The 22,839-nt window shown below is 72.2% G+C and carries 23 protein-coding genes; 17 read left to right on the top strand and 6 right to left on the bottom strand.

Going from position 1 to position 22,839, the window contains the following annotated elements:
- Window positions 1-46 precede the first annotated feature (46 nt).
- From ACZ66S_RS19590 to ACZ66S_RS19565, 6 genes are read left to right on the top strand one after another with little or no spacing between them, the layout of a single operon-like run.
- On the top strand, window positions 47-499 hold the full coding sequence (locus tag ACZ66S_RS19590) for a cupin domain-containing protein (protein WP_469902760.1): 453 nt from the start codon (window positions 47-49) through the stop codon (window positions 497-499).
- Window positions 496-1,764 carry a beta-ketoacyl-[acyl-carrier-protein] synthase family protein gene (locus tag ACZ66S_RS19585; RefSeq protein ID WP_469902759.1) on the top strand — a complete coding sequence of 423 codons (1,269 nt, stop codon included), beginning with the start codon at window positions 496-498 and terminating at the stop codon, window positions 1,762-1,764. The genes ACZ66S_RS19590 and ACZ66S_RS19585 overlap by 4 nt, the downstream gene beginning before the upstream one ends.
- Complete coding sequence (locus ACZ66S_RS19580; protein WP_469902758.1) at window positions 1,761-3,011, top strand: ketosynthase chain-length factor; 1,251 nt, start codon at window positions 1,761-1,763, stop codon at window positions 3,009-3,011. Before ACZ66S_RS19585 ends, ACZ66S_RS19580 begins: the two co-directional genes overlap by 4 nt.
- A gap of 56 nt (window positions 3,012-3,067) precedes the next feature.
- Window positions 3,068-3,325: an acyl carrier protein gene (locus ACZ66S_RS19575; RefSeq protein WP_469902757.1), complete on the top strand. Its 258-nt coding sequence runs from the start codon at window positions 3,068-3,070 to the stop codon at window positions 3,323-3,325.
- 1 nt (window position 3,326) lies between these two features.
- A complete protein-coding gene (locus tag ACZ66S_RS19570) occupies window positions 3,327-3,806 on the top strand; it encodes an SRPBCC family protein (RefSeq protein ID WP_053847568.1) in 480 nt (159 codons plus the stop codon).
- Window positions 3,807-3,826: 20 nt separating this feature from the next.
- The gene (locus ACZ66S_RS19565; RefSeq protein WP_469902756.1) at window positions 3,827-4,159 is read left to right on the top strand and encodes a TcmI family type II polyketide cyclase; all 333 of its coding nucleotides are present in this window, start codon (window positions 3,827-3,829) and stop codon (window positions 4,157-4,159) included.
- Between the two features lie 87 nt (window positions 4,160-4,246).
- Here the strand turns inward: ACZ66S_RS19565 and ACZ66S_RS19560 are convergent, their stop codons facing one another.
- The 4 genes from ACZ66S_RS19560 to ACZ66S_RS19545 all read right to left on the bottom strand — a co-directional run bounded on the left by ACZ66S_RS19560 (window position 4,247) and on the right by ACZ66S_RS19545 (window position 8,185).
- The gene (locus ACZ66S_RS19560) at window positions 4,247-5,275 is read right to left on the bottom strand and encodes a methyltransferase (protein WP_469903027.1); all 1,029 of its coding nucleotides are present in this window, start codon (window positions 5,273-5,275) and stop codon (window positions 4,247-4,249) included.
- A gap of 60 nt (window positions 5,276-5,335) precedes the next feature.
- Entirely contained in the window at window positions 5,336-6,400 is a 1,065-nt protein-coding gene (locus ACZ66S_RS19555) for a right-handed parallel beta-helix repeat-containing protein (protein ID WP_469902755.1), read from the bottom strand.
- 84 nt (window positions 6,401-6,484) lie between these two features.
- Window positions 6,485-7,105, bottom strand: coding sequence for an SRPBCC family protein (locus ACZ66S_RS19550; RefSeq protein WP_469902754.1), 621 nt, complete (start codon window positions 7,103-7,105; stop codon window positions 6,485-6,487).
- A gap of 45 nt (window positions 7,106-7,150) precedes the next feature.
- Entirely contained in the window at window positions 7,151-8,185 is a 1,035-nt protein-coding gene (locus tag ACZ66S_RS19545; RefSeq protein WP_469902753.1) for a medium chain dehydrogenase/reductase family protein, read from the bottom strand.
- 114 nt (window positions 8,186-8,299) lie between these two features.
- Between ACZ66S_RS19545 and ACZ66S_RS19540 the strand changes: the two genes are divergently transcribed.
- From ACZ66S_RS19540 to ACZ66S_RS19520, 5 genes are all read left to right on the top strand, one after another.
- The gene (locus tag ACZ66S_RS19540; RefSeq protein ID WP_469902752.1) at window positions 8,300-8,968 is read left to right on the top strand and encodes a TetR/AcrR family transcriptional regulator; all 669 of its coding nucleotides are present in this window, start codon (window positions 8,300-8,302) and stop codon (window positions 8,966-8,968) included.
- Between the two features lie 370 nt (window positions 8,969-9,338).
- Window positions 9,339-9,542, top strand: a complete 204-nt coding sequence (locus tag ACZ66S_RS19535) for a cold-shock protein (RefSeq protein ID WP_028799214.1) — start codon at window positions 9,339-9,341, stop codon at window positions 9,540-9,542.
- A gap of 237 nt (window positions 9,543-9,779) precedes the next feature.
- The gene (locus ACZ66S_RS19530) at window positions 9,780-11,255 is read left to right on the top strand and encodes a DEAD/DEAH box helicase (RefSeq protein ID WP_469902751.1); all 1,476 of its coding nucleotides are present in this window, start codon (window positions 9,780-9,782) and stop codon (window positions 11,253-11,255) included.
- A 54-nt stretch (window positions 11,256-11,309) separates the two neighbouring features.
- Window positions 11,310-11,558 carry a CBS domain-containing protein gene (locus ACZ66S_RS19525; protein ID WP_469902750.1) on the top strand — a complete coding sequence of 83 codons (249 nt, stop codon included), beginning with the start codon at window positions 11,310-11,312 and terminating at the stop codon, window positions 11,556-11,558.
- A gap of 448 nt (window positions 11,559-12,006) precedes the next feature.
- The gene (locus tag ACZ66S_RS19520) at window positions 12,007-12,357 is read left to right on the top strand and encodes a MerR family transcriptional regulator (protein WP_469902749.1); all 351 of its coding nucleotides are present in this window, start codon (window positions 12,007-12,009) and stop codon (window positions 12,355-12,357) included.
- Between the two features lie 43 nt (window positions 12,358-12,400).
- On the opposite strand, the gene ACZ66S_RS19515 is transcribed toward ACZ66S_RS19520, so the two are convergent.
- Window positions 12,401-13,147: a DUF4232 domain-containing protein gene (locus ACZ66S_RS19515; protein WP_469902748.1), complete on the bottom strand. Its 747-nt coding sequence runs from the start codon at window positions 13,145-13,147 to the stop codon at window positions 12,401-12,403.
- A 188-nt stretch (window positions 13,148-13,335) separates the two neighbouring features.
- Between ACZ66S_RS19515 and ACZ66S_RS19510 the strand changes: the two genes are divergently transcribed.
- Window positions 13,336-14,652, top strand: a complete 1,317-nt coding sequence (locus tag ACZ66S_RS19510) for a helix-turn-helix domain-containing protein (protein ID WP_469902747.1) — start codon at window positions 13,336-13,338, stop codon at window positions 14,650-14,652.
- Between the two features lie 19 nt (window positions 14,653-14,671).
- On the opposite strand, the gene ACZ66S_RS19505 is transcribed toward ACZ66S_RS19510, so the two are convergent.
- Complete coding sequence (locus ACZ66S_RS19505; RefSeq protein WP_469902746.1) at window positions 14,672-16,018, bottom strand: DUF5933 domain-containing protein; 1,347 nt, start codon at window positions 16,016-16,018, stop codon at window positions 14,672-14,674.
- A gap of 770 nt (window positions 16,019-16,788) precedes the next feature.
- Between ACZ66S_RS19505 and ACZ66S_RS19500 the strand changes: the two genes are divergently transcribed.
- From ACZ66S_RS19500 to ACZ66S_RS19480, 5 genes are all read left to right on the top strand, one after another.
- Entirely contained in the window at window positions 16,789-16,992 is a 204-nt protein-coding gene (locus tag ACZ66S_RS19500) for a cold-shock protein (RefSeq protein WP_007383480.1), read from the top strand.
- Window positions 16,993-17,230: 238 nt separating this feature from the next.
- Complete coding sequence (locus ACZ66S_RS19495; RefSeq protein WP_469902745.1) at window positions 17,231-18,661, top strand: DEAD/DEAH box helicase; 1,431 nt, start codon at window positions 17,231-17,233, stop codon at window positions 18,659-18,661.
- A gap of 123 nt (window positions 18,662-18,784) precedes the next feature.
- Complete coding sequence (locus ACZ66S_RS19490) at window positions 18,785-19,087, top strand: SCO5918 family protein (RefSeq protein WP_469902744.1); 303 nt, start codon at window positions 18,785-18,787, stop codon at window positions 19,085-19,087.
- 134 nt (window positions 19,088-19,221) lie between these two features.
- Entirely contained in the window at window positions 19,222-21,660 is a 2,439-nt protein-coding gene (locus tag ACZ66S_RS19485; RefSeq protein WP_469902743.1) for a SpoIIE family protein phosphatase, read from the top strand.
- Between the two features lie 75 nt (window positions 21,661-21,735).
- Window positions 21,736-22,821: a DUF3533 domain-containing protein gene (locus tag ACZ66S_RS19480; RefSeq protein ID WP_469902742.1), complete on the top strand. Its 1,086-nt coding sequence runs from the start codon at window positions 21,736-21,738 to the stop codon at window positions 22,819-22,821.
- Window positions 22,822-22,839: the final 18 nt, after the last annotated feature.

Below are 22,839 nucleotides of genomic sequence, written 5' to 3'. Positions count from 1 at the left end.
CCGGCCACGCCCTCATGTCGAAGCAGCACATGTTCGGAGGAACGTCGTGATCAAACGTCATCCCGGAGTAGTGGATCTCAGCGAGGTCGAGCCCAACACCCGGCGCGGGGGCGACCTGCGCGCCATGCTCACCCCCACCACGGTCGGCTCCACCAGCGGTTTCATGGGCGTGGCCATCGTGCAGCCCGGCGACCGCATCGCCGAGCACTACCACCCGTACTCCGAGGAGTTCATCTACGTGGTGTGCGGGCAGCTCGAGGTGGACCTGGACGGCGAGCCCCATGAACTGCGGCCCGAGCAGGGGCTCCTGATCCCCTCCCACATGCGGCACCGCTTCCGCAACGTCGGCAACGTGGAGGCCCGCATGGTCTTCCACCTCGGCCCGCTGGCCCCGAGCCCGCCGCTCGGGCACGTCGACACCGAGGACGCCGACGGTGTGCCGATCCCGGAGGCGGTCCACGCCGGCGGGGCGGCCGAACGATCCGGGTTGCGCTCATGAGGAGGCGCGTGGCGGTCACTGGCATAGGAATCGTCGCCCCGGGCGGCATCGGTGTCCCGGCGTTCTGGGATCTGCTGACCAGCGGTCGTACGGCGACCCGCGGCATCACGTTCTTCGACCCGTCGGAGCTGCGTTCACAGATCGCCGCCGAGTGCGACTTCGACCCGGCGGCCCACGGACTGGACGCCGAGGACATCGCCCGGTGCGACCGGTATCTGCAGTTCGCCCTGGTCGCCGGGGAGGAGGCGGTCCGGGACTCCGGCCTCGACCTCGCCGCGGAGAACCCGTGGCGGGTCGGGGTCTCGCTCGGCACCGCGGTCGGCGGCACCACCCGGCTGGAGCACGACTACGTCCTGGTCAGCCACCGCGGCCAGCGCTGGGACGTGGACCCGCGGGAGGCCGGCGCACATCTGCACCGGGCGTTCTCGCCCAGCACCCTCGCCTCGGCGGTGGCGGAACGGTTCGAGGCGCGCGGGCCGGTGCAGACCGTCTCCACGGGCTGCACCTCGGGGCTCGACGCCGTCGGGTACGCCTTCCACACGATCGAGGAGGGCCGGGCCGACGTGTGCATCACGGGCGCCTCGGACTCGCCGATCTCCCCGATCACCATGGCCTGCTTCGACGCCATCAAGGCCACCTCCCCGAGCAACGACGACCCCGCCCACGCGTCCCGCCCCTTCGACGCCGGGCGCAACGGGTTCGTCATGGGCGAGGGCGGCGCGGTGCTGGTCCTGGAGGAACTGGAGCACGCCCGGGCCCGCGGCGCCCACGTGTACTGCGAGATCGGCGGCTACGCCACCTTCGGCAACGCCTACCACATGACCGGTCTGACCGGTGAGGGCCTGGAGATGGCCCGGGCCATCGAGGACGCCCTCGGCCAGGCCCGGCTCGACGCCACGGCGATCGACTACGTCAACGCGCACGGCTCGGGCACCGTCCAGAACGACCGGCACGAGACGGCCGCGGTCAAGCGGGCGCTCGGTGCGCACGCCTACGACACGCCCATGAGCTCCATCAAGTCCATGGTGGGCCACTCCCTCGGCGCGATCGGGGCGATCGAGGTCGTCGCCTGCACGCTGGCCCTGGCCCACCAGGTGGTCCCGCCCACCGCGAACTACGAGACCCCGGACCCCGAGTGCGACCTGGACTACGTGCCGCGCGTCGCCCGTGAGCGCCGACTGCGCAGCGTGCTCTCGGTGGGCAGCGGGTTCGGCGGCTTCCAGTCCGCGGTGATCATGACCCTGCCGAGGGAGGGAACCGAATGAGCGCACCGCAGCCCCGGCGCGCGGCCGTCACCGGAATCGGCGTGGTCGCGCCCAACGGAACCACCACCGAGGCCTTCTGGAAGGCCACCGTGGAAGGCGTTCCCGTCCTGGACCGGATCACCCGTGACGGGTGCGAGCACCTGCCGCTGCGGGTGGCCGGCCAGATCCGGGACTTCGATCCGCCGTCGGCGATCGAGGAGCGCTACCTCGTCCAGACCGACCGGTTCACGCACTTCGCGATGGCCGCCGCCGACCTGGCGCTGGACGACGCCGGGCTCGGCCGGTCCGACACCGACGCCGCCCCCTTCTCCGTGGGCGTGGTCACCGCGGCCGGTTCCGGCGGCGGCGAGTTCGGCCAGCGCGAGCTCCAGCAACTGTGGGGCAAGGGCAGCCGGTTCGTCGGGCCGTACCAGTCCATCGCCTGGTTCTACGCCGCGAGCACCGGCCAGATCTCCATCCGGCGCGGCCTCAAGGGGCCCTGCGGGGTGGTCGCCTCCGACGAGGCGGGCGGTCTGGACGCCCTGGCGCACGCGGCGCGGGCGGTGCGGCGCGGCACCGACGTGATGGTGGCCGGTGCGACCGAGGCGCCGCTGGCCCCCTACTCGATGGTCTGCCAGCTCGGTTACGAGGAGCTGAGCACGGTCGGGGAACCGGACCGCGCCTACCGTCCGTTCACCTCCGCGGCCTGCGGATTCGTGCCGGCCGAGGGCGGTGCCATGCTCGTCGTGGAGGCCGAGGGCGCGGCCCGGGAACGGGGGGTGCCCGTGCGGGCCACCCTGGCGGGGCACGCGGCGACCTTCACCGGCGCCTCCCGCTGGCAGGAGTCCCGCCAGGGGCTGGCCCAGGCGATCCGGGGTGCCCTGGACGAGGCCGGGTGCGCGCCGGAGGAGATCGACGTGGTCTTCGCCGACGCCCTCGGGGTGCCGGAGGCGGACCGCGCCGAGGCCCTGGCGATCGCGGACGCCCTCGGCCCGCACGGCACCCGGGTGCCGGTCACGGCGCCGAAGACCGCCGTCGGCCGGGCCTACGGCGCAGCTCCCGTGCTGGACGTGGCCGCCGCGGTGCTCGCGATGGAGCACGGGCTGATCCCGCCCACGCCCAACGTCTTCGACATCTGCCACGACCTCGACCTCGTCACCGTCCGCGCGCGGGCCGCCGAGGTGCGCACGGCGCTGGTCCTCAGCCGGGGGCTCATGGGGTCGAACGCGGCGCTGGTGCTGCGGCGCGGTGCCGTCGGCGCCTCGTAGCGAGGTCTCGTGACCACCCGTCACGAAGAACATCACGACTGAAGGAGAGGAACCCCATGAGTGACCGCATCACCGTGGAAGAGCTGGCCGAGCTCATGAAGAAGGCCGCCGGAGTCACCGTCGCCCCCGAGGAGCTCCGGCAGCGCGCCGACTCCGGCTTCGACACCTTCGGCCTCGACTCGCTCGGTCTGCTCGGCATCGTGGGCGAGCTCGAGAACCGGTACGGCACCCCGATGCCGCCCGACGCGGAGAAGAGCAAGAGTCCCCGGCAGTTCCTCGAACTCGCCAACAGCGCACTTCTGGCAGGAGCCTGACATGACCGGACACACGCAGAACGAGGTCACCATCGCGGCCCCGCTCGACCTGGTCTGGGAGATGACCAACGACGTCGCGAGCTGGCCCGAGCTGTTCAGCGAGTACGCCTCCGCCGAGATCCTGTCCCGCGAGGGCAACCGGACCACGTTCCGGCTCACCATGCACCCCGACCAGGACGGCAAGGTGTGGAGCTGGGTCTCGGAGCGGGAGCCGGACCGCGACACCCTCACCGTGCGGGCGCGCCGGGTCGAGACCGGGCCCTTCGCCTACATGAACATCGTGTGGCAGTACGAGGAGGTGCCCGAGGGCACCCGCATGGTGTGGACGCAGGACTTCGCGATGCGTCCGGACGCTCCGGTCGACGACGCCTGGATGACGGACAACATCAACCGGAACTCCAAGGTCCAGATGGCGCTGATCCGGGACCGCATCGAGAAGGCCGCCGAAGAGCGCCGGCCCGTGCAGATGCTGTCCGACTGAGCGGGACGGAGAACCTGAGGATGCATCAGTCCCTGATCGTCGCCCGCATGGCCCCGGAGTCGGCCCTGGACATCGCCAAGGTGTTCGAGGAGTCGGACCGCGGGGAGCTGCCGCACCTCGTCGGGGTCGCCCGGCGCAGCCTCTTCCAGTTCGATGACGTGTACCTGCACCTCATCGAGTCCGAGCGGGACCCCGGACCCGCCATCGCAAAGGCGGCCGGACACCCCGAGTTCCGGGACATCAGCGAGCGCCTCGCGGCGTACGTCAGCGCGTACGACCCGGCGACCTGGCGGTCACCGAAGGACGCGATGGCGCGGTGCTTCTACCGCTGGGAGCGGGACGCCGGCGCCTGAACCGCCGTACGCCCGCCGTACGACCGCCGCTCGCCGGGCACGTGATCGCGTGCCCGGCGCGCGGCTGTCCGCGGGTGCCCGCCCCGGTCAGCCGGTGACGGTGCAGTCGAAGGCGTGCAGGTAGGGGTTGACCGGCCGCACGTCGTCGATGACCAGGCCCGCCTCCGTCAGCCTGCGGGTCAGGCTCCCGGTGGTGTGCTTGGCCCCTCCGACGTTGAGGAGGAGCAGCAGGTCCATGGCGGTGCTGAACCGCATCGACGGCGAGTCGTCGACGAGGTTCTCGATGACCACCACCCGGGCCCCGGGTCCGCCCGCCTCGATGACGTTGCGCAGGGTGCGGGTCGTGCTGTCGTCGTCCCACTCCAGGATGTTCTTGATGACGTACACGTCGGCCCGGACCGGGACGGCCACGCGGCAGTCGCCGGGCACCAGGCGGGCCCGGTCCGCGAGCGCGCCTCCCGGACGCAGCCTCGGGTCGACGTTCTCCACCACCCGCGGCAGGTCCAGCAGGGTGCCGTGGAGCGTCGGGTACTTCTCCAGCAGGCTCGCCACCACGTGTCCCTGACCGCCGCCGATGTCGGCGACCGAGGCGCTTCCCGTCAGGTCGAGGAACTGCGCGACGTCCCGCGCGGACTGCACGCTGGAGGTCGTCATGGCGCGGTTGAAGACGTCCGCCGACGCCGGGGCGTCCTCGTTGAGGTACTGGAAGAACTCCTTGCCGTAGAGGTCCTCCACGACGTTGTGGCCGGTGCGCACCGCCTCGTCCAGCATCGGCCAGGCGGCCCAGGTCCACGGCTCGGTGCACCACAGCGCGATGGCGCGCAGGCTGTTCGGATCGTCCTCGCGCAGCAGCCGGGACATGTCGGTGTGCGCGAACGTGCCGTCCGGCTGCTCGGCGAAGACGCCGTAGCAGGACAGCGCCCGCAGCAGCCGGCGCAGCGTCCCGGGCTCGGTCTTCACCGCGGCCGCGAGGTCCTCGACCGCCAGGGGCCTGTCGTCGAGGGCGTCGGCGACACCCAGCCGGGCGGCCGCGCGGAGGGCGGCGGCGCAGGCCGCGCCGAACACGAGTTCCCTGAACCGCATGGACGGCGGCGGGGCGGACTGAGCGGTCGTCAGGGGCGGGGTGGTCGTCATGGGCCGTCCTTCTGCGTCGATTTCACGGGTGACCACGGCCGGTCAGCACAGTCCGGCGGGCTTGGAGGCCCGGCAGGAGTTGTGCTCGAAGGTGTTGTTCTGGCCGGCGGCCGCGTTGACGAGGTCCGCCGGGGCGTTGCCCTCCAGGACGTTGTCGGTGATCCGGTTCCGTTCGCTGAGGGTGCCCACGAAGCTCTTGAACAGGACGATGCCGCCCGACAGCGAGGATTTGCCGGTGTTGCCGATGACGCGGTTGTGCGTCACCAGGGTGTCCTCGGCGCCGGTCAGCACGATCCCGGAGCCCTGCAGCGCGTCGAGCCGCGCGGTCTTCGGGCAGGACTTGTTGTTCTTCACGACGGTGTTGCCGCGCACGGTCAGCGCGCCGGCCCGCGGCTTGTTCTCGTCGCCCACGACGAAGACGCCCGCGCAGTTGCCGGTGAGGTGGTTGTCCGCGACGGTGAGGTTCCTGAGGCGCCGGACGGTGATGCCGATCCGGTTGCCCTCCAGGCGGTTGTGCGCGACCACGGTTCCCCGGGTGTCCGCGGCGCCCGCCTCCTCCTTGATCGTGTTGGCGAGGAACAGGCCGGCGTCGCCGTTGTCCCTGGCGGTGTTCTTGCGGAACACCCCGCGCACCGAGCGCTCCTGGGCGATCCCCCACACGCCGTTCTTCACGGCGGTCACGTTCCGCACGGTCAGCCCGTCGGTCGCCATGGCGAACACCCCGGACCCGGAGAAGCCGGTCACGGTGAGGGAGGCGATGGTGACGCCCTCGACGTCGTGGTCCTTCGTCCCGAGCACGCAGATGCCGTTGCCGGCCTCGGCGCAGGGGTTGCCGGCCTTCTTCGTGCCCGGCTCGACGACCGTGCTGCGGCCCATGCCGCTCAGGGTGATCCCGGGCGTGCTCACCTTGACGCTCTCGCGGTAGGTGCCGGGGGTCAGCAGGACGGTGTCACCCGGCTCGGCGGCGTCCACCGCCCGCTGGATCGACTCTCCGGGAAAGACCACGTGGGTCATCTGGTCGGCGGCGGCGACGGGCGGGGCGGCCCCGAACACCGCCCCGATGATCGCCACGGTGCATGCCAGGCGGGAGATATGAAATCTCATCATATTCGGTACCGTACGGCCTGAAAGGTCGCAAATGTCTGGGATAGACCGTCCGGGGGCGTGTCACGGGTGCGGGCCGCCGGGAGGCTACGACCGTGCCGGGTGCCGGTCCTCGGCGGCGGTCGCGAGGTCGCGCAGCCATGCCTCCAGGCCCGCGCCGAGGGCCGCCGTCGCGGTGGGGACGTCCGCCTCGACCTGGGCGCCGGTCCAGGTCTCCTCGGTGTGGACGCGCACCCCGCCCCTGACCTCCCGAAAGGTCCACAGGTGCACGCCCTCGTCGATGCGCAGCCCCGGCCCGACCGCGGGCCCGCTCCACAGGACGCAGTCGCGGGCCCTCAACTCCCGGACCGTGGAGGTGATGTCGAGGGTGGTGGCGGGGGTCGTCGGGGTGGCCGGCGCGGGGGTCGTCCAGCGGAACAGCGACCCCTTCGTGAGCCGGCCGGGATCGAGCCGTTCGGCCGTGCGGACCGGGGGCTGCCAGGACGGCCAGCGCTCCACGTCGGTCTGGAGCTTCCAGACGGTGCTCAGCGGCGCCCTGACCAGCACGTCGGACGCGTAGCGGATGCGGGCGTCCGGGTCGACGCCACGGCCTCCGCACCGGGACGGTCCACTGTCGTGGGCCGCCTGCGCGACCGGGACGGTGCCCGTGAGGACGCCGGCGACGGCGAGCGAGACCGCGAGCGCGCGGCGGCGGGAGATGCGGGACATGGGGTTCCTCTCGTGGTGACGGTCGGTTCGGGTCTGCGCCGCTCGCTACGGGTTGAGGACGACCTTGCCGGCGACGGTGCCGGACTCGGCAAGCCGCAGGGCGTCGGCGACGCGGGCCAGCGGGAGCTGGGCGGCGATCTGGGCGGTGACCTCGCCGCGTTGGAGGGCGGCGAAGACCTGGGTGAGGTCGGCGCGCAGGCGGGCCCGGAAGCGGTTCCTGGCCAGGGCCTTTCCGGCCCACACGTTGAAGAAGTACGCGCGGCGGCGGTTGGGCAGGGCGTTCCACAGCCACACCCGGCCGAGGAGCTTGAGCACCGGCCACTGCTTGGAGCCCTCGGCGTCGCGGGTGGCGGCGCTGCCGTACGAGACGAGCGTGCCGCCGGGGGCGAGCAGCCGCCAGGAGTCGACGATGCCGCGCCCGCCGACGTGGTCGAAGACGGCGTGGACGCCCTCGCGCGGGGCGAGTTCACGGATCCGGGCGGCGAGGTCGCCGGCGCGGTAGTCGACGGGCGCGACTCCCTTCTCGCGTAGGGCTTCGTGGTGCCGCGGGGACGCCGTACCGATCACCCGGGCGCCCGCGGCCTGGGCGAGCTGGACCAGGACTGAGCCCACCCCGCCGTTCGCGCCGTGCACGACGACGGTCTGCCCGGCGCGGACGCGGGCCTTGCGGTGCAGCATCTGCCAGGCGGTGACGCCGTTGACGACGAGGGTCTCGGCCTCCGCCGCACCGATCCCGTCCGGCACCGGCACCACGTCCGCGGCGTCGACGAGCACGTGGCTGGCCCAGCCGCCGACCTTGACCAGGGCGGCGACACGGGTGCCGGCCAGATGCGGATCGACGCCCTCGCCGGTCGTCAGCACCGTGCCGACGAGGTCGTAGCCGGGGACGAAGGGGAACGGCGGCTGGTCGTAGTAGCGACCGCGGCGCATCTGCTGCTCGGCGAAGGAGACGCCGGTGGCCTCCATCCGGACCACGACCTGGCCCGGGCCCGCGGCGGGGACGGCCCCGTGCCGGATCCGCAGCCCCTCGGGCTCGACCTTGCCCGGCAGGACGACCTCGACGAGTTCTTCGGTGTTCATGACGACCTCCACACAGACGGCTGGCACGCGGTTGGTTACTTGGCTTCGCGTTCGTTAGAAGTTATAACTGCACGAGAACGGAAGTGTCAATAACTTCAGTGATACCCTCTAACGATGGTGAACCCGGAAGCGAAGACCCCCCGCGAGCGCTACCGCGCCCAGGTGCGCACGGAGATCAAGGAACGCGCGTGGGAGCAGATCGCCACCGCCGGCGCGTCCGCGCTCTCCCTCAACGCGATCGCCAAGCAGCTCGGCATGAGCGGACCCGCGCTGTACCGGTACTACGCGAGCCGTGACGAGCTGATCACCGAACTCGTCAGGGACGCGTACCGGAGCCTCGCCGACGCCTTCCGCGCGGTCGCCGCCCGGCCCGGCGCCGACGTGCCCGCACTGGCGCAAGCCCTGCGGTCCTGGGCTCTCGCGGACCCCCAGCGCTACTTCCTCGTCTACGGCACCCCCGTCCCCGGCTATCACGCGCCCGACGACATCACCGTGATCGCGTCCGAGATCATGGCGACGCTCCTGGACGCCTTCGCGCGGCTGCCGTCGAGCGGCCCGGCGACCCCGTTCGACGCCCACCTGGAGGAGCACCGGGACTGGGCCGGCGGCCACCCCGCCCCCGCTCCGGTCCTCCACCGGGCCCTGACCTTCTGGACCCGGCTGCACGGCGCCCTGTCCCTGGAGCTCGCCGGCCACTTCACCGGCATGGGCTTCGACCCCGCGCGGTACTACGCCGCCGAACTGGAGGGGCTGACCGGTCCGGCGGGCGACGCCACGATGTGACGTTCGTCGTGCCGGCGGATTTCCGGGGCCGCCACCGCCACGCCGGCCACCGGCGCCCGTGACGGTGGCGGAACACCCGTCACGGGAGGTCACAGGGGTGCGGAGGACCCGCACGGGAGGTAGGCCGCGCCCCGGGGCGCGCAATATCTGTGCCCGCAAAATGAGATACAGGACCGGGGCGCGACCCGTATTCCCCGAACACCGGTCGAATCGAAAAACAACGCCCACGCCGGGCCGATGACACCGTGCTACTGTCGATCTCAGTTGCAGGTGTGGTTGCCACAAGGTTTATTTCCGACGGGCTAATCAGCACGGCGACACGGAATGCACGCAGGGTGCGTTCCGAAAACGCCTCCGAAGGAGATATGACATGGCTACTGGCACCGTGAAGTGGTTCAACGCGGAAAAGGGCTTCGGCTTCATCGAGCAGGACGGCGGCGGCGCCGACGTCTTCGCCCACTACTCCAACATCGCCACCCAGGGCTTCCGTGAGCTGCTGGAAGGCCAGAAGGTGTCGTTCGACATCGCGCAGGGCCAGAAGGGCCCCACGGCCGAGAACATCGTTCCGGCCTGACCCCGGCACCGCCGCGCATCTTTTCGTAGCTGGGGCCCGCACCTTGGGGTGCGGGCCCCAGCTCGCGGCTTTTCAGGGCACCTTTTCCAGGCGCCTCTTTCCCGGCAGCAACTGCCGGGCACTGTTTTTCCGGGCGCATCACACATCGCCTCCGGCTCGTTCTCGCGATTCTCTGCGCCGCTCACCGGCTGCGGGACTTCCTTGATACGTGCCGCATCAAGGAAGGTTTTCTCTCGTATGAATCGCACACGCTCCAATCCCGCCCGAGGCCGCTCCGGCGGTCCGCGCCGCGCTTCCCGGCCCCACGGCACCGGCCGGCAGAGCGTCTCGGGCGAGTTCGCACCGCCCAGGACGCTCACACCCGCGCTGCCCGCGGTCGAGACGTTCGCCGACCTCGCCATGCCGACGGGGCTGCTGGCCACGCTGGGCCGCGAGGGCGTGACCGTGCCGTTCCCGATCCAGGCGGCGACCCTGCCGAACTCCCTCGCCGGCCGTGACGTCCTCGGCCGCGGCCGCACCGGCTCGGGCAAGACCCTCGCCTTCGGCCTCGCCACGCTGGCCCGTACGGCGGGACGCCGTGCCGAGCCCAGGCAGCCGCTGGCCCTCGTCCTCGTCCCCACCCGCGAGCTCGCCCAGCAGGTCACCGACGCGCTCACCCCCTACGCCCGCTCCGTGAACCTGCGGCTGGCCACCGTCGTCGGCGGCATGTCGCTGGGTCGCCAGGCCGGTGCGCTGCGCGCCGGGGTCGAGGTGGTCGTCGCGACGCCGGGACGGCTCAAGGACCTCATCGACCGGGGCGACTGCCGACTGGACGAGGTGGCGATCACGGTCCTGGACGAGGCCGACCAGATGGCCGACATGGGCTTCATGCCGCAGGTCACCGCCCTGCTGGACCAGGTGCGCCCCGACGGGCAGCGGATGCTGTTCTCGGCCACCCTGGACCGCAACGTGGACCGGCTGGTGCGCACCTACCTGCACGACCCCGTCGTCCACTCGGTCGACCCGTCCGCCGGCGCGGTCACCACGATGGAGCACCACGTCCTCCACGTGCACGACACGGACAAGCACCGGACGACCACCGAGATCGCGGCCCGCGACGGCCGCGTGATCATGTTCCTGGACACCAAGCACGCGGTGGACCGGCTGACCAAGCACCTGCTGAGCAGCGGTGTGCGGGCCGCGGCCCTGCACGGCGGCAAGTCCCAGCCCCAGCGCACCCGCACCCTCGCCCAGTTCAAGACCGGGCACGTGACCGTCCTGGTGGCGACCAACGTCGCGGCCCGCGGCATCCACGTCGACAACCTCGACCTGGTCGTCAACGTCGATCCGCCCACCGACCACAAGGACTACCTGCACCGCGGCGGCCGTACCGCGCGCGCCGGCGAGTCCGGGAGCGTCGTCACCCTGGTGACCCCGGCCCAGCGTCGCGGCATGAGCCGGCTGATGGCCTCGGCGGGCATCACCCCGCACATCGCCCAGGTGCGGTCCGGCGAGGCGGAGTTGAGCCGCATCACCGGCGCCCAGGCCCCGTCCGGCGTCCCCGTCGTCATCACCACCCCGCAGGCGGAACGTCCGCGCCGCGCGCCCTCCGGGTCCTCGTCCTCGTCCCGGGGGCGTCGGGGACGAAGGGGCCAGGCGGGCCAGGGGCGTCCCGCGGGCGAGGCGGCACGCCGTGGCGCGCCGCGCCGGACCGGCTTCGGCTCCGCCGCCTAGGCGACCGTGCCGACGGCCCACGAACCCACCCCCCTTTCCCAGCAGGAGGCACCCATGACGCCGACCCGGACGCAGCACGCGGTCCTCGACAGGCCGGGGTCCGGACCCCGGGTCTGCGACGACATGACGGTCGAGGTGGCCCTGTCCCTCATGGCCGGCGCCCGTGTCGACCACCTCGTCCTGTGTGACGGGGACGAGCAGCGCACCGGTCTGGTCACCCTGGCCGGGCTCGCCGTCCTCCGGGACAGCGCCGCCTACACGGACCGCCTCCGACTGCGGGACGTCATGAGTCCCGCCTGCTGATCCGTCCCCCCGCGGGCCCCTTGCGGTCCGCGCCCCAGGCCCGAAGGGGCCCCGCCGACGCGCGTCGGCGGGGCCCCTTCGTCGTATCTCCGGGACCAAAAATCTCTGCGGCTCTCGAACACCAAAATCTCCTCTTGCCAGAGTAGACATTGGCTCCTGGCAGAGTTACGGTTCTTCTCGTAGACGAAGTTCGAAGCAAGGACGGAGGAGCAGACGCCATCAGGATCGCCCGGCCCGATGTACTCGGCCCGGGTACCGCAAGACCCCGGATTGGATGGTGGTCCCCGGTCACGCAGCCGCGATCCCCGCACCCCGCCCGTCACCGGGCCGGGCAGCGGAAACAGAAGGTCGGCACAGCATGAGGGCCGACAGATGGTGTTGAATTCCCTTCGGGGCCCTGGTGCCGTACGGCATCGGGGCCCCTCGACGCGTTGCACAACGAGGTGACATGGCAGCAGATAACCCACTCGGCGATCGCCTGGACGACGACGACTACCCCGCGTACACGATGGGCCGTGCCGCGGAGATGCTCGGGACCACCCCGGGTTTCCTCCGTGCCATCGGCGAGGCCCGTCTGATCACGCCGCTGCGCTCGGAAGGGGGGCACCGCCGGTACTCCCGCTACCAACTGCGGATCGCCGCCCGGGCCCGGGAACTCGTCGACCGGGGGACCCCGATCGAGGCCGCCTGCCGCATCGTCATCCTCGAGGACCAGCTAGAGGAAGCACAGCGCATCAACGCCGAGTACCGCCGTGCCGCGAAGGCGGCATCCGACAACTCGGAGTCGCGCGCGAGCTGACCGCGGGACCCGCGGGGACACGCGGGGCGGAGCAGGCCCGGTGTCACCAGTTCACGGCGTCGTCCATCGACTGCTGCCAGTACGTGACCTTCAGCGAGTCGTCGACGTAGACGCCCTTCGCGGGCAGTGCCGGACGGGCACCGCCGCCGACGCTCCCGCTGCCGGAGCGGCCCTGGAAGTAGACGGTCAGGGACGTGGCGGTGCGGCCGTTCGCGGCGCTGCCGTCGGTGGCGGACAGACTCACCGAGGCGTAGCCGGACTCGCCCGGCGCGAGCGTGACGACCGCCTGCGGCTGCGAGGCCTCGATGACCGGGGGCACGGACTGGGCCTCGCCGAAGCGGACGGCCGGGTAGCCGTACAGGTAGCAGCTCTTGCTGCCGGTGTTGGTGACCGTGAGCAGCATGTGGTTCACGGGACGGGTCAGCGGCGCGGCGACCGTCCTGGTGGTGGAACCCTCGCAGGTGACCGGCTTCCCGGAGCCGGCGGGCGCCTTGGTCGCGGGGGTACGCGCGGTGGACGTCCCGGTGCCGCCCGCGGACCCGGCGCCCGAGGAGCCCGTGGTGCCCGAGGAGCCGGTGGAGCCCGTCGAGTCCGACTGGTCCGTGCCGGTCGAAGGGGCCGGGGAGCCCGGGTCCGCGTCCGGAGAGGAAGCCGCGGAGGAAGAGCTCGGGCCGGTCGCGCGCCCCTCGTCCTGGGTGCCCGTCCCGTCGTTGCACGCGGTCAGCGAGAGCGCGGCGATGACGGTGGACGCGGCGGCGGCGACGAGACGGGCGCGGGAGGTCTTGGACATGGTGCTGTGCCCCTTCGGAGTTCGGGTGGCGGTGGTGATTGGATGACCGAAGCTTGTGAGGTGATCCGTCCCGACCGCCACGCACAGCGGGCAGTTGGGGACACTGGAACGCCGAAACGGGCTCTGACCAGGGGGAACGCGCTCACCCTGGAATGCGTGACCGGGATGCGCGGGGTTGAGGGGAACAGGTGTCAGGGGCAACGGGGACCGAGCGGACCCAGGCGTTCGCGCAGCGGCTGCGGGAGCTCAAGGACCGGTCGGGGCTGAGTTACGGGACGCTCGCCAAGCGTCTGCACATGAGTACGTCGACGCTGCACCGCTACTGCAACGGCACCGCCGTGCCGGTCGAGTACGCCCCGGTGGAGCGCCTCGCACGGGTCTGCCGGGCCACTCCGCAGGAGCTGGTGGAGCTGCACCGGCACTGGATCCTCGCGGACGCCGAACGGGGGCGCAGGACGGACCAGCCCGCGGCGAAGGTTCCGGCGGACGAGGCGGCGGGCGAGACGAGTGCGGACAGCACGGAGGGGCCGGACCGGACCGACGCCCCCGAGGACAGCAGTGCGGTCGGGGCCGCCCCGCCCGACCGGCCCTCCTGGCTCCGCCGTCGCCGTACCGCGCTGCTCGCCTCCGTCGCGGTGGCCGCCGCACTGGGTGCCGTCGCGTTCGCCCTGCGTCCGACGTTCCTCGGGGCCGGGGACACCACCGCGCCGACATCCAGCGGCACCCTGGGCGCCGGAGCCGCCGGGCGGCCCTCCGCGGCCCCCTCCGCCGACGGCGGCGGACACGATCCCTCCCCCTCGGCCACCGGCTCCCCGACCGCGACCGCCGCTTCCGGACACGCCGGGGCCGACACCTCCCATAGCGACGACGAACCGGGTGCGACCCGGTCCACCGGCGCCACCGACGCCGTCCCACTGACCGTCGGCGTGCGCCCCTACGTCTACGACAACCCGTGCAGCCAGCACTTCCTCGTCGACAGCGAGCCCGAACAGGTCGGTCCGCCGGCCACCGAGCAGGACGCGCGGCGCTGGGCCGGCGCGTACGGGGCGGTCTCCTCGGGCGAGCAGCGGATCGCGCTCACCGTGCAGGGCACCGGCGCCGAGACCGTCGTACTGAACGCCCTGCACGTCCGCTTCCTCACCAAGGGAGCGCCGCTCGCCTGGAACGACTACTCGATGGGCGTCGGCTGCGGGGGCGGGGTCGGCACCAAGTCGTTCGACGTCGATCTGGACCACGGCAGTCCCACGGTCACCGTGAAGAACGGCCAGCGCGACTTCCCGTACAAGGTGAGCGAGTCCGACCCGGAGGTCTTCTACATCAGCGCCCACACCGAGGCGCACGACGTCCGCTGGGACCTCAGCCTGGACTGGTCCAGCGGCGGCCGCAGCGGCACCGTGCACATCGACGACACCGGCCGGCCGTTCCGCACCAGCGCCGACGTGGGCCGCCCCGGCTACGACTATCCGCTGGGCGGCGGCGAGTGGATCGAGCGGGTCGGCGGCTGACCGGGACGCCGGCCGCCGTTCACAGCAGTTCGGGCTGCGGCTGGGGTGCTCGCGCGGGCGCGGGCGCCGGTTCCCAGCGGGCGACGGTCCGCAGATAGCCGTAGATCACCGAGCCCATCGCCAGCAGGAGCAGCGGTCCGGCCAGCCAGGGGTACTCGGCCATCCGCACCGGCAGGAAGCGGTACGACACCAGGAGCGCGACGAAGACCGTGGCCCCGTAGGCGGTCAGCCGGAGCCCGGAGCGGTCCCAGCCGCGGTCGAACGAGCGCAGTCCCGCCTCGATGGTGAGGGTGAACACCACACCGGCGACGAGGTCGACGCCGTAGTGGTAGCCGAAGCCCAGCGTGGCGGTGAGCGTGGCGACCAGCCAGAAGGTGCCCGCGTACCGCAGGAGGCGGGGGCCCCGGCGGGAGTGGATGAGGATCGCGACGGCCCACGCGGTGTGCAGGCTGGGCATGCAGTTGCGCGGGGTGATCCCGTCGAACGGTATGGAGTGCGGGGTGGATATCGGCGGCGGGGTCTGCGGCCACAGGTTCGCCACCGCCCAGTGCCCGTCGCTGGGTATCTGCGGGGACCACAGGGCGATCGACGCCCAGTGGTCGGTGCCGGTGCCGTAGGCGAAGACCGGTCCGACCACCGGGAAGATCATGTAGATGGCCGGTCCGAGGAGGCCGATCAGCAGGAACGTGCGCACGAGGTGGTGGCGCGGGAAACGGAGTTCCGCCGCCACGTTGCGCAGTTGGTACAGCGCCACGACCACCGCGGCCACCGCGAGCTGGCCGTAGATGGTGTCGAGGAAGTTGAAGCCGATCGCTCCAGTGGCCGTGACGATCCGGCCCATGATCCACGAGGGGTTGCCCAGGGCGTGGTCGGCGTTGGCCAGATACGGGTCGAGGACCAGGTGCCGGCTCTTCGCGGTGATGAGGAGCCAGGTGTCACCGGTCTTGCGGCCGGCCACCAGCAGCAGGCCCAGGCCGACGCCCTTCAGCAGCAGGACGCGTTCCGGGCCGGTGCGGCGGGTGAGGGCGACGACCGCGCAGCCCACGATCACCCACAGCGCACCGCTGCCGAAGGGGTGGCCGTGGGCCACCTTGATGTCGAACACCCACCGGGCCACCGCGAGGACGAGGTCGACACCGATCGCGGCGCCGAGCGCGAGGAACCGCTGCCGCCAGGTCAGCACCACCATCATCAGGGCCAGGCCGGCGTACAGCAGGGGCCCCGACTTGGGCGGGAGGACGAACTCCCGCGCCTGGGTGGTGAGCGGCCCGGGCAGACCGTAGTGGTGCGCGACGCACTCCATCGCGACGAAGAACCCCAGGCCCACGACGGCCGCCACGGCCCAGAGTCCCGTCCGCGCACGCATCTGCGGTGGCATATGTATCAATTCCAGCCAGTTTCACTAGTGCTCGTCAGAGAACCGCCCGCCCGACTGAGAAAGAGGGAAGGATCGCGGCCCGGGTTCCTGTGTCCCCCCTGAGAAGCCCGGCTCACCGAAGATGCAGGGTATGACATCGCGGCAGTAATCGAACACCGAGCCGTGCGTCCCACAGGCGTCGCGATCCGGCACCGGTCGCGGGCGGGTGGCGGGGTCCGCTCCCCCGGCCCCGCGCGTCGACCGCTGTCCTCCCCGGGCGCGGGGCGTCCGAGCGTGTGGTGGATCACGATGGGCGTTGGAGCGCCCTTTCGGGAGCCGTCGACCGAGTACGAAAGTCTGATCCGGTGGCCTGAGATTTCCTCATGTGTCGGAGGTCGGATTGCGCACACCCCGGTGATCCGCCTGCCGTGCTCGCGGGGCGGTCACCGCTGCCGCCCTGCCGGCCGGCCGCCCGTCTCCGCCCGGTCCGCGCACCCGGCGGCCGGGGCACCCCGAGGAGGCGGACGAATAACTGTCACGACCGCGACAGAATCGCGTGCGGGACGCGGCGAAGTTTTCGAGGCGGCCGCCACCAGGATTCGCGACGGCGTAGAGCCGCCCACCTACCGTGTGTTACCGTGATAAAAGTTGCAGTTTTGGTTTCCGGAGAATTTCTGAAGTTCTCCGGCGTCTTTCCGGGTCTTCCGGAGGGGAGTCCATCGCGGCGACTCGGGTCCGTACAGTGCGGGTCCCGGCACTGCCCCCTAGGGAGATTCAATATGGCATCTGGCACCGTGAAGTGGTTCAACGCGGAAAAGGGCTTCGGCTTCATCGAGCAGGACGGCGGCGGCGCCGACGTGTTCGCGCACTACTCGAACATCGCCACCTCCGGCTTCCGCGAGCTTCAGGAAGGCCAGAAGGTTACCTTCGACGTCACGCAGGGCCAGAAGGGCCCGCAGGCCGAGAACATCGTTCCCGCCTGACGCTGACGCGTATCTTCACGGCTGGGGCCCGCACTCTTGGGGTGCGGGCCCTGTCCCATTGCCCCGAAGAACCCGCCAGGTCGACGCACCTGCCGGCACCCAAGAATCTGACAGTCCCGAAGAATCTGATTTTCTTCGTTTCTCCCCGGCTCTTTCTTGCGAATTCTCGTGCGGTTTCGCCGCGCCCCGGAGGAATTCCTCGACACGTGCCGCACGCATCGAGGAAGGGTTCCCTCCCATGAACCGCACCCGCCGTACCGGGAACACCGGGAACAACACGTCCCGCCACCGCTCCCGGGGTGCGAGCCACCAGCGCTCCCGCCCGGCCGCCGCACCCCGCGGCGAGTTCACCCTCCCCACCACCGTCACCGAGGCCCTGCCCGCGGTGGAGGCGTTCGCCGACCTCGACCTGCCCGAGCGTTTGCAGGCCGCCCTCGTCGCCGAGGGAGTGACCACGCCCTTCCCGATCCAGGCGGCGACCCTGCCGAACTCCCTGGCCGGCCGTGACGTCCTCGGCCGCGGCCGCACCGGCTCGGGCAAGACCCTCGCCTTCGGTCTGCCGCTGCTGGCCCGCCTGGACGGACAGCGCGCCGAGCCCCGGCACCCGCTCGCCCTGGTCCTCGTACCGACCCGCGAGCTGGCCCAGCAGGTCACCGACGCGCTCACCCCCTACGCGCGGGCGCTGCGCCTGCGCGCGGCCACCGTCGTCGGCGGCATGTCGATCGGCCGCCAGGCGTCCGCGCTGCGGGCCGGCGCAGAGGTCCTGGTGGCGACGCCCGGCCGGCTCAAGGACCTCATCGAGCGCGGCGACTGCAGCCTGAGCCAGGTCACCATGACCGTCCTCGACGAGGCCGACCAGATGACCGACATGGGCTTCATGCCCCAGGTCACCGCCCTGCTCGACCAGGTGCGCCCCGACGGCCAGCGGATGCTGTTCTCGGCCACGCTCGACCGCAACATCGACCGGCTGGTGCGCACCTACCTGCACGACCCCGTCGTCCACTCGGTCGACCCCTCCGCGGGCACCGTCACCACGATGGACCACCACCTGCTGCACGTCCGGGACGACGACAAGCACGCCACCGCCACCGAGATCGCCGCCCGCGACGGCCGCGTGATCATGTTCCTGGACACCAAGCACGCGGCGGAGCGCCTCGCCAAGCACCTGCTGTCGGTGGGTGTGCGGGCCTCTGCGCTGCACGGCGGCAAGTCCCAGCCCCAGCGCACCCGCACCCTCGGCCAGTTCAAGGACGGCCAGGTGACCGTGCTGGTGGCCACCAACGTCGCGGCCCGTGGCATCCACGTCGACGACGTCGACCTCGTCGTCAACTTCGACCCGCCCGCGGACCACAAGGACTACCTGCACCGCGGCGGCCGTACCGCGCGCGCCGGCGAGTCCGGCACCGTCGTCACCCTGGTCCTGCCGCACCAGCGGCGCTCGGTGGACCGTCTGATGTCCGACGCCGGCGTCACCGCGCAGACCACCCGGGTCCGCCCGGGCGAGGCGGAGCTGAACCGCATCACCGGCGCCCGCACCCCCTCCGGCGTGCCCGTCACCCTGCCGGCCCCCGCCCCCGCCGAGGCCCCGAAGCGCTCCGGGTCCGCGGGCCGCAACCGCAGCAGCCGCTCCGCGCGGGGCCGCCGCCGCTCCACGCCCACCAGCCGATAGCCGTACGACCGACTGACGGGGCCGGTGGCCGCGCCGCCGGCGTCCCCGTCGAGGAGGAGACGAACAGGGCCGCTCCCTGGCCGTTCCCACCGTCACGTCCCGACCGCTCCCCGTGGAGGCACCATGCGCATCGTCATCGCACGTTTTCCCTTCGACCTGACCATGAGCGAGGTCGAGAGGTCGATGGACGGCGTCGAGCCCGAACCCGCCACCGGCCTGTGTGTGACCGTCGGCCCCCACGTCTACCCGGTCAAGCAGGTCGGTCAGGTGATCACCCGCCAGGACCGCCGCGACTTCACCGCCAGTGAGGTGGGCCGGGCCCTGACCCGGCTCGGCTTCACCTGCCACGAGGTCCAGCCGCCCCGCCAGGAGGCCTTCAACGACCCGGCCGCGTCCCTTCCCTGGGCCGACACCCCGCTGGGCTGACGTCACCGGGCGCACGGCACGGCGGTCGCGGACCCGCCCTGTACCGCCTGTCGGTGCCTGTCCGTGCCTGTGTCCGTGTCTGCCGGTGCCCTCCCTCGCTTGAGCCGGGAGCCGTGCGGCGCGACGCTGGGAGCATGGACAGCAGGGGCGGCACGCCCGCAGGCACCGTGGAGGAGCGCGTACCCGAGGACCTCGCGGTCGTCGTCGACGCCGACGGCTCGATCACGGTGTGGAGCGCCGGGGCCCGCCGGCTCCTCGGATACGAGGCCGAAGAGGTCGTGGGGCGGCCGGCGGCCGGACTGCTCGCCGCCGACCTGCCCGAGTCCGCGCGCCGCCATGTCGCCGAGGGCCGGAGCTGGGCCACCGAGGTCGCGCTGCGGCACCGGGGCGGCGGCCGGGTCGTCGTACGGCTGAAGGCGACACCGCTCGCGGACGGCGCCGGCGCGCGGCCGTGGCTGGTGACCGCCGTCGCCCCCGAGCACATGGCCGGCCCCGGCGAACCGGACGCGGAGGCCCTGTGGGACCTCACGCTCGCGCAGTTGCCCGTCCCGGTGGCGGTCTACGACACCGAGGCCCGGCTGGTGTCGGCCAACGAGGTCATGACCCGGATCATGGGCCGCAGCGTGGCCGAGATGCGCGGGCTGACCCTGTGGGAGATCGAGCCGAACCCGCCCTTCGACGAGTACGACCGCCTCCAGCGACAGGTGCTGCGCACCGGCGAGGCGATCTTCCACGAGAACTACGGCCAGGCACCCGGGGAGGTCCGGGGCCATGCCTGGTCGATGTTCCTCTCCCCGCTGAAGGACGGGAGCGGGGCGGTGCGGGGCATGTCCGCGGCCGTCTTCGACACCACCGAGCAGTACTGGGCCCGCCGCCGGCTCGCCGTCCTCAACGACGCCAGTCTCCGCATCGGCAGCACCCTCGACGTGACCCGGACCGCCGAGGAACTGGCCGAGGTGGCCGTGACCGGCTTCGCGGACTTCGTCACCGTGGACCTGCTGGAGTCGGTCGCCCTCGGCGAGGAACCGGAGCCCGTGCTGCCGGACCGGCCGGTCACGGTACGCCGTACGGCCCAGCGGTCCGTCCTCGACGGCTGCCCGGAGTCGGTGGTGCCGACCGGCGAGACGACGTTCTACCCGCTGGACACACCCCCGATGCGGGCCCTGATCGCCGGCCGCGGCACCCGGCCGGTGGCCTGGGACCCCGGGATGCGGGAGTGGGTCGACTCCTCACCGGCCCGCGCCGAGTCCGTGGCCAGGTTCCTGATCCACTCGGTGCTGATGGTGCCGCTGCGCGCCCGCGGGGTCACCCTGGGCCTGGTGCACTTCCTGCGGCACCGGACGGCGGAGCCCTTCAGCGACGACGACCTGCTGCTCGCGGAGGAGATCGTCGCGCGGGCCGCGGTGAGCGTGGACAACGCCCGCCGCTACACCCACGAACGGCGTACCGCCCTCACCCTCCAGCGCAGTCTCCTGCCCGAGCGGCCGCCGCACCTCGCCGCCATGGACGTGGCGTACCGGTATCTGCCGGCGGGCTCCGGCGCGGACGTGGGCGGGGACTGGTTCGACGTCATCCCGCTGTCCGGCGCCCGGGTCGCCCTGGTCGTGGGCGACGTGGTGGGCCACGGCATCCACGCCTCGGCGACGATGGGCCGCCTGCGCACGGCCGTACGCACCCTCGCGGACGTGGACCTCGCCCCCGACGAGCTCCTCACCCAGCTCGACGACCTCGTCGTCAGGCTCGACCGGGAGGAGGGGCCGGACACCCGCGACCGGGCCGCGGAGGCCTCGACCCCGAGCGAGGTGGGGGCCACCTGCCTCTACGCCGTCTACGACCCGGTCTCGCGCCGCTGCACGATGGCCCGGGCCGGCCATCCGCCACCGGCCGTGGTCACCCCCGACGGCGAGGTCCGCTTCCTGCACCTCCCGGCCGGACCGCCCCTCGGCCTCGGCGGTCTGCCCTTCGAGTCCGTGGAGGTGGAGCTGGCGGAGGGCAGCCTGCTCGCCCTCTACACCGACGGCCTCGTGGAGGCCGCCGACCGGGACATCGAGGTCGGCCTGAACCTGCTGCGCGGGGCCCTCGCCGACAAGGGGGGCCCGCTGGAGGAGACCTGCGAGCAGGTCCTGCGGACGGTGCTGCCCACGCGTCCCGCCGACGACATCGTCCTGATGCTGGCCCGCACCTCGGCGCTGGACGCGGGGAAGGTCCGCACCTGGCACCTCGAGCGGGATCCGGCGGCGGTGGCACGGGCGCGGAAGGCGGCGAGCGAGCAGGTCATGGCCTGGGGCCTCGGGGAGGCGTCCTTCGCGACGGAGCTCGTCGTCAGCGAGCTGGTCACCAACGCCGTCCGCTACGGCGACAACCCCGTCGTCCTGCGGCTGATCCGGGACTCGGCGCTGATCTGCGAGGTCTCCGACGGCAGCAGTACGGCTCCGCACCTGCGCCGGGCGCGGGTGTTCGACGAGGGCGGGCGGGGGCTGCTGCTGGTCGCGCAGATGGCGGAGCGGTGGGGGAGCAGGCAGACGGCGACGGGGAAGACGATCTGGGCGGAGCTGGGGTTGCCCGGTCTTTAGGTTGCTCGGGGTGTCCGGTTTGCGTGGGACAGCAAATGGAAGGGTGGATTAATCCGCCTGTGCGACGATGCGCCCGTGAACGCACCCTCCAGCCCCTCCCCCGGCCGGCCCGCCACCGAGCCGGCTCCCAAGTCCCCCGGTTTCGCGGCGGAGTTCAAGGACGCCGTGACGTTGCGGGCCTTCGGCCTGGTCCTCGGCGGCCTGCTGATCCAACTGGCCTTCGTCGTCTCGTACGTCGGCGCCTTCCACTCCCCCACGCCCCAGGGCATCCCGGTGGCCGTGGTGGCTCCCGCACAGGCCTCCGCGAAGATCGTGGCGCAGCTCAACGGGCTGGCCGGTGATCCCGTGAAGGCGACGGCGGCCTCCAGTACGGCCGTCGCGCGCGAGTGGGTGATGACGCGCCGCACGGACGCGGCCTTCGTCCTCGACCCCGGGGGCACCGAGGACACGCTGCTCGTCGCGTCGGCGGGCGGCCCGTCGGTGTCCCAGACGGCCACGCAGATCGCCCAGCGGATCGAGGCCTCGCAGCAGCGCCGGATCACGGTGACGGACCTCCGCCCGCCCAACTCCGGGGACGGCCGCGGCATGACGTCCTTCTACCTGGTCCTGGGCTGGGTGATCGGCGGCTACCTCACCGCGACGATCATGGGCATGGCGTCCGGTTCCCGCCCTGCGAACAGGCCCCGCACCCTGATCCGCCTGGCCGTCCTGATCCCGTACGCGGTGGTGTCGGGCGTGGCCGGAGCGGTGATCGTGGGTCCGGTGTTCGACGCTTTGGGCGGCCACTTCTGGGCGCTGAGCGCGATCGGCACGCTGACCGTCCTGGCCTCGGCGACCACGGCACTGGCCCTGCAGACCCTGCTGGGCCTGCTCGGCACGGGCCTCGTCATCCTCTTCTTCGTCGTCCTCGGCAACCCGAGCTCCGGCGGCGTCTACCCGGCCCCGCTGCTCCCGCCCTTCTGGAGCGCGATCGGCCAGGCCCTGCCCCCGGGCGCCGGCACGACACTGGTCCGCAACACGGTGTACTTCTCGGGCCACGCGACAGGTAAGGCCCTGTGGGTCCTGGTGGCGTACGCGGTGGGCGGAGCGGTGCTGGCCTGGGGCGCGTCCTGGTGGCGGGAGGGACGGACGGCTCCCGCCGGGGCCGCGGTGGCCGTGTGAGGAGCGCTACGGCACTCC

The organism is Streptomyces sp. NPDC107471 (genome assembly GCF_055582845.1).
The sequence above is the reverse complement of the archived record's forward strand: the minus strand, read 5'-3'. Positions and strand labels throughout refer to the sequence as shown.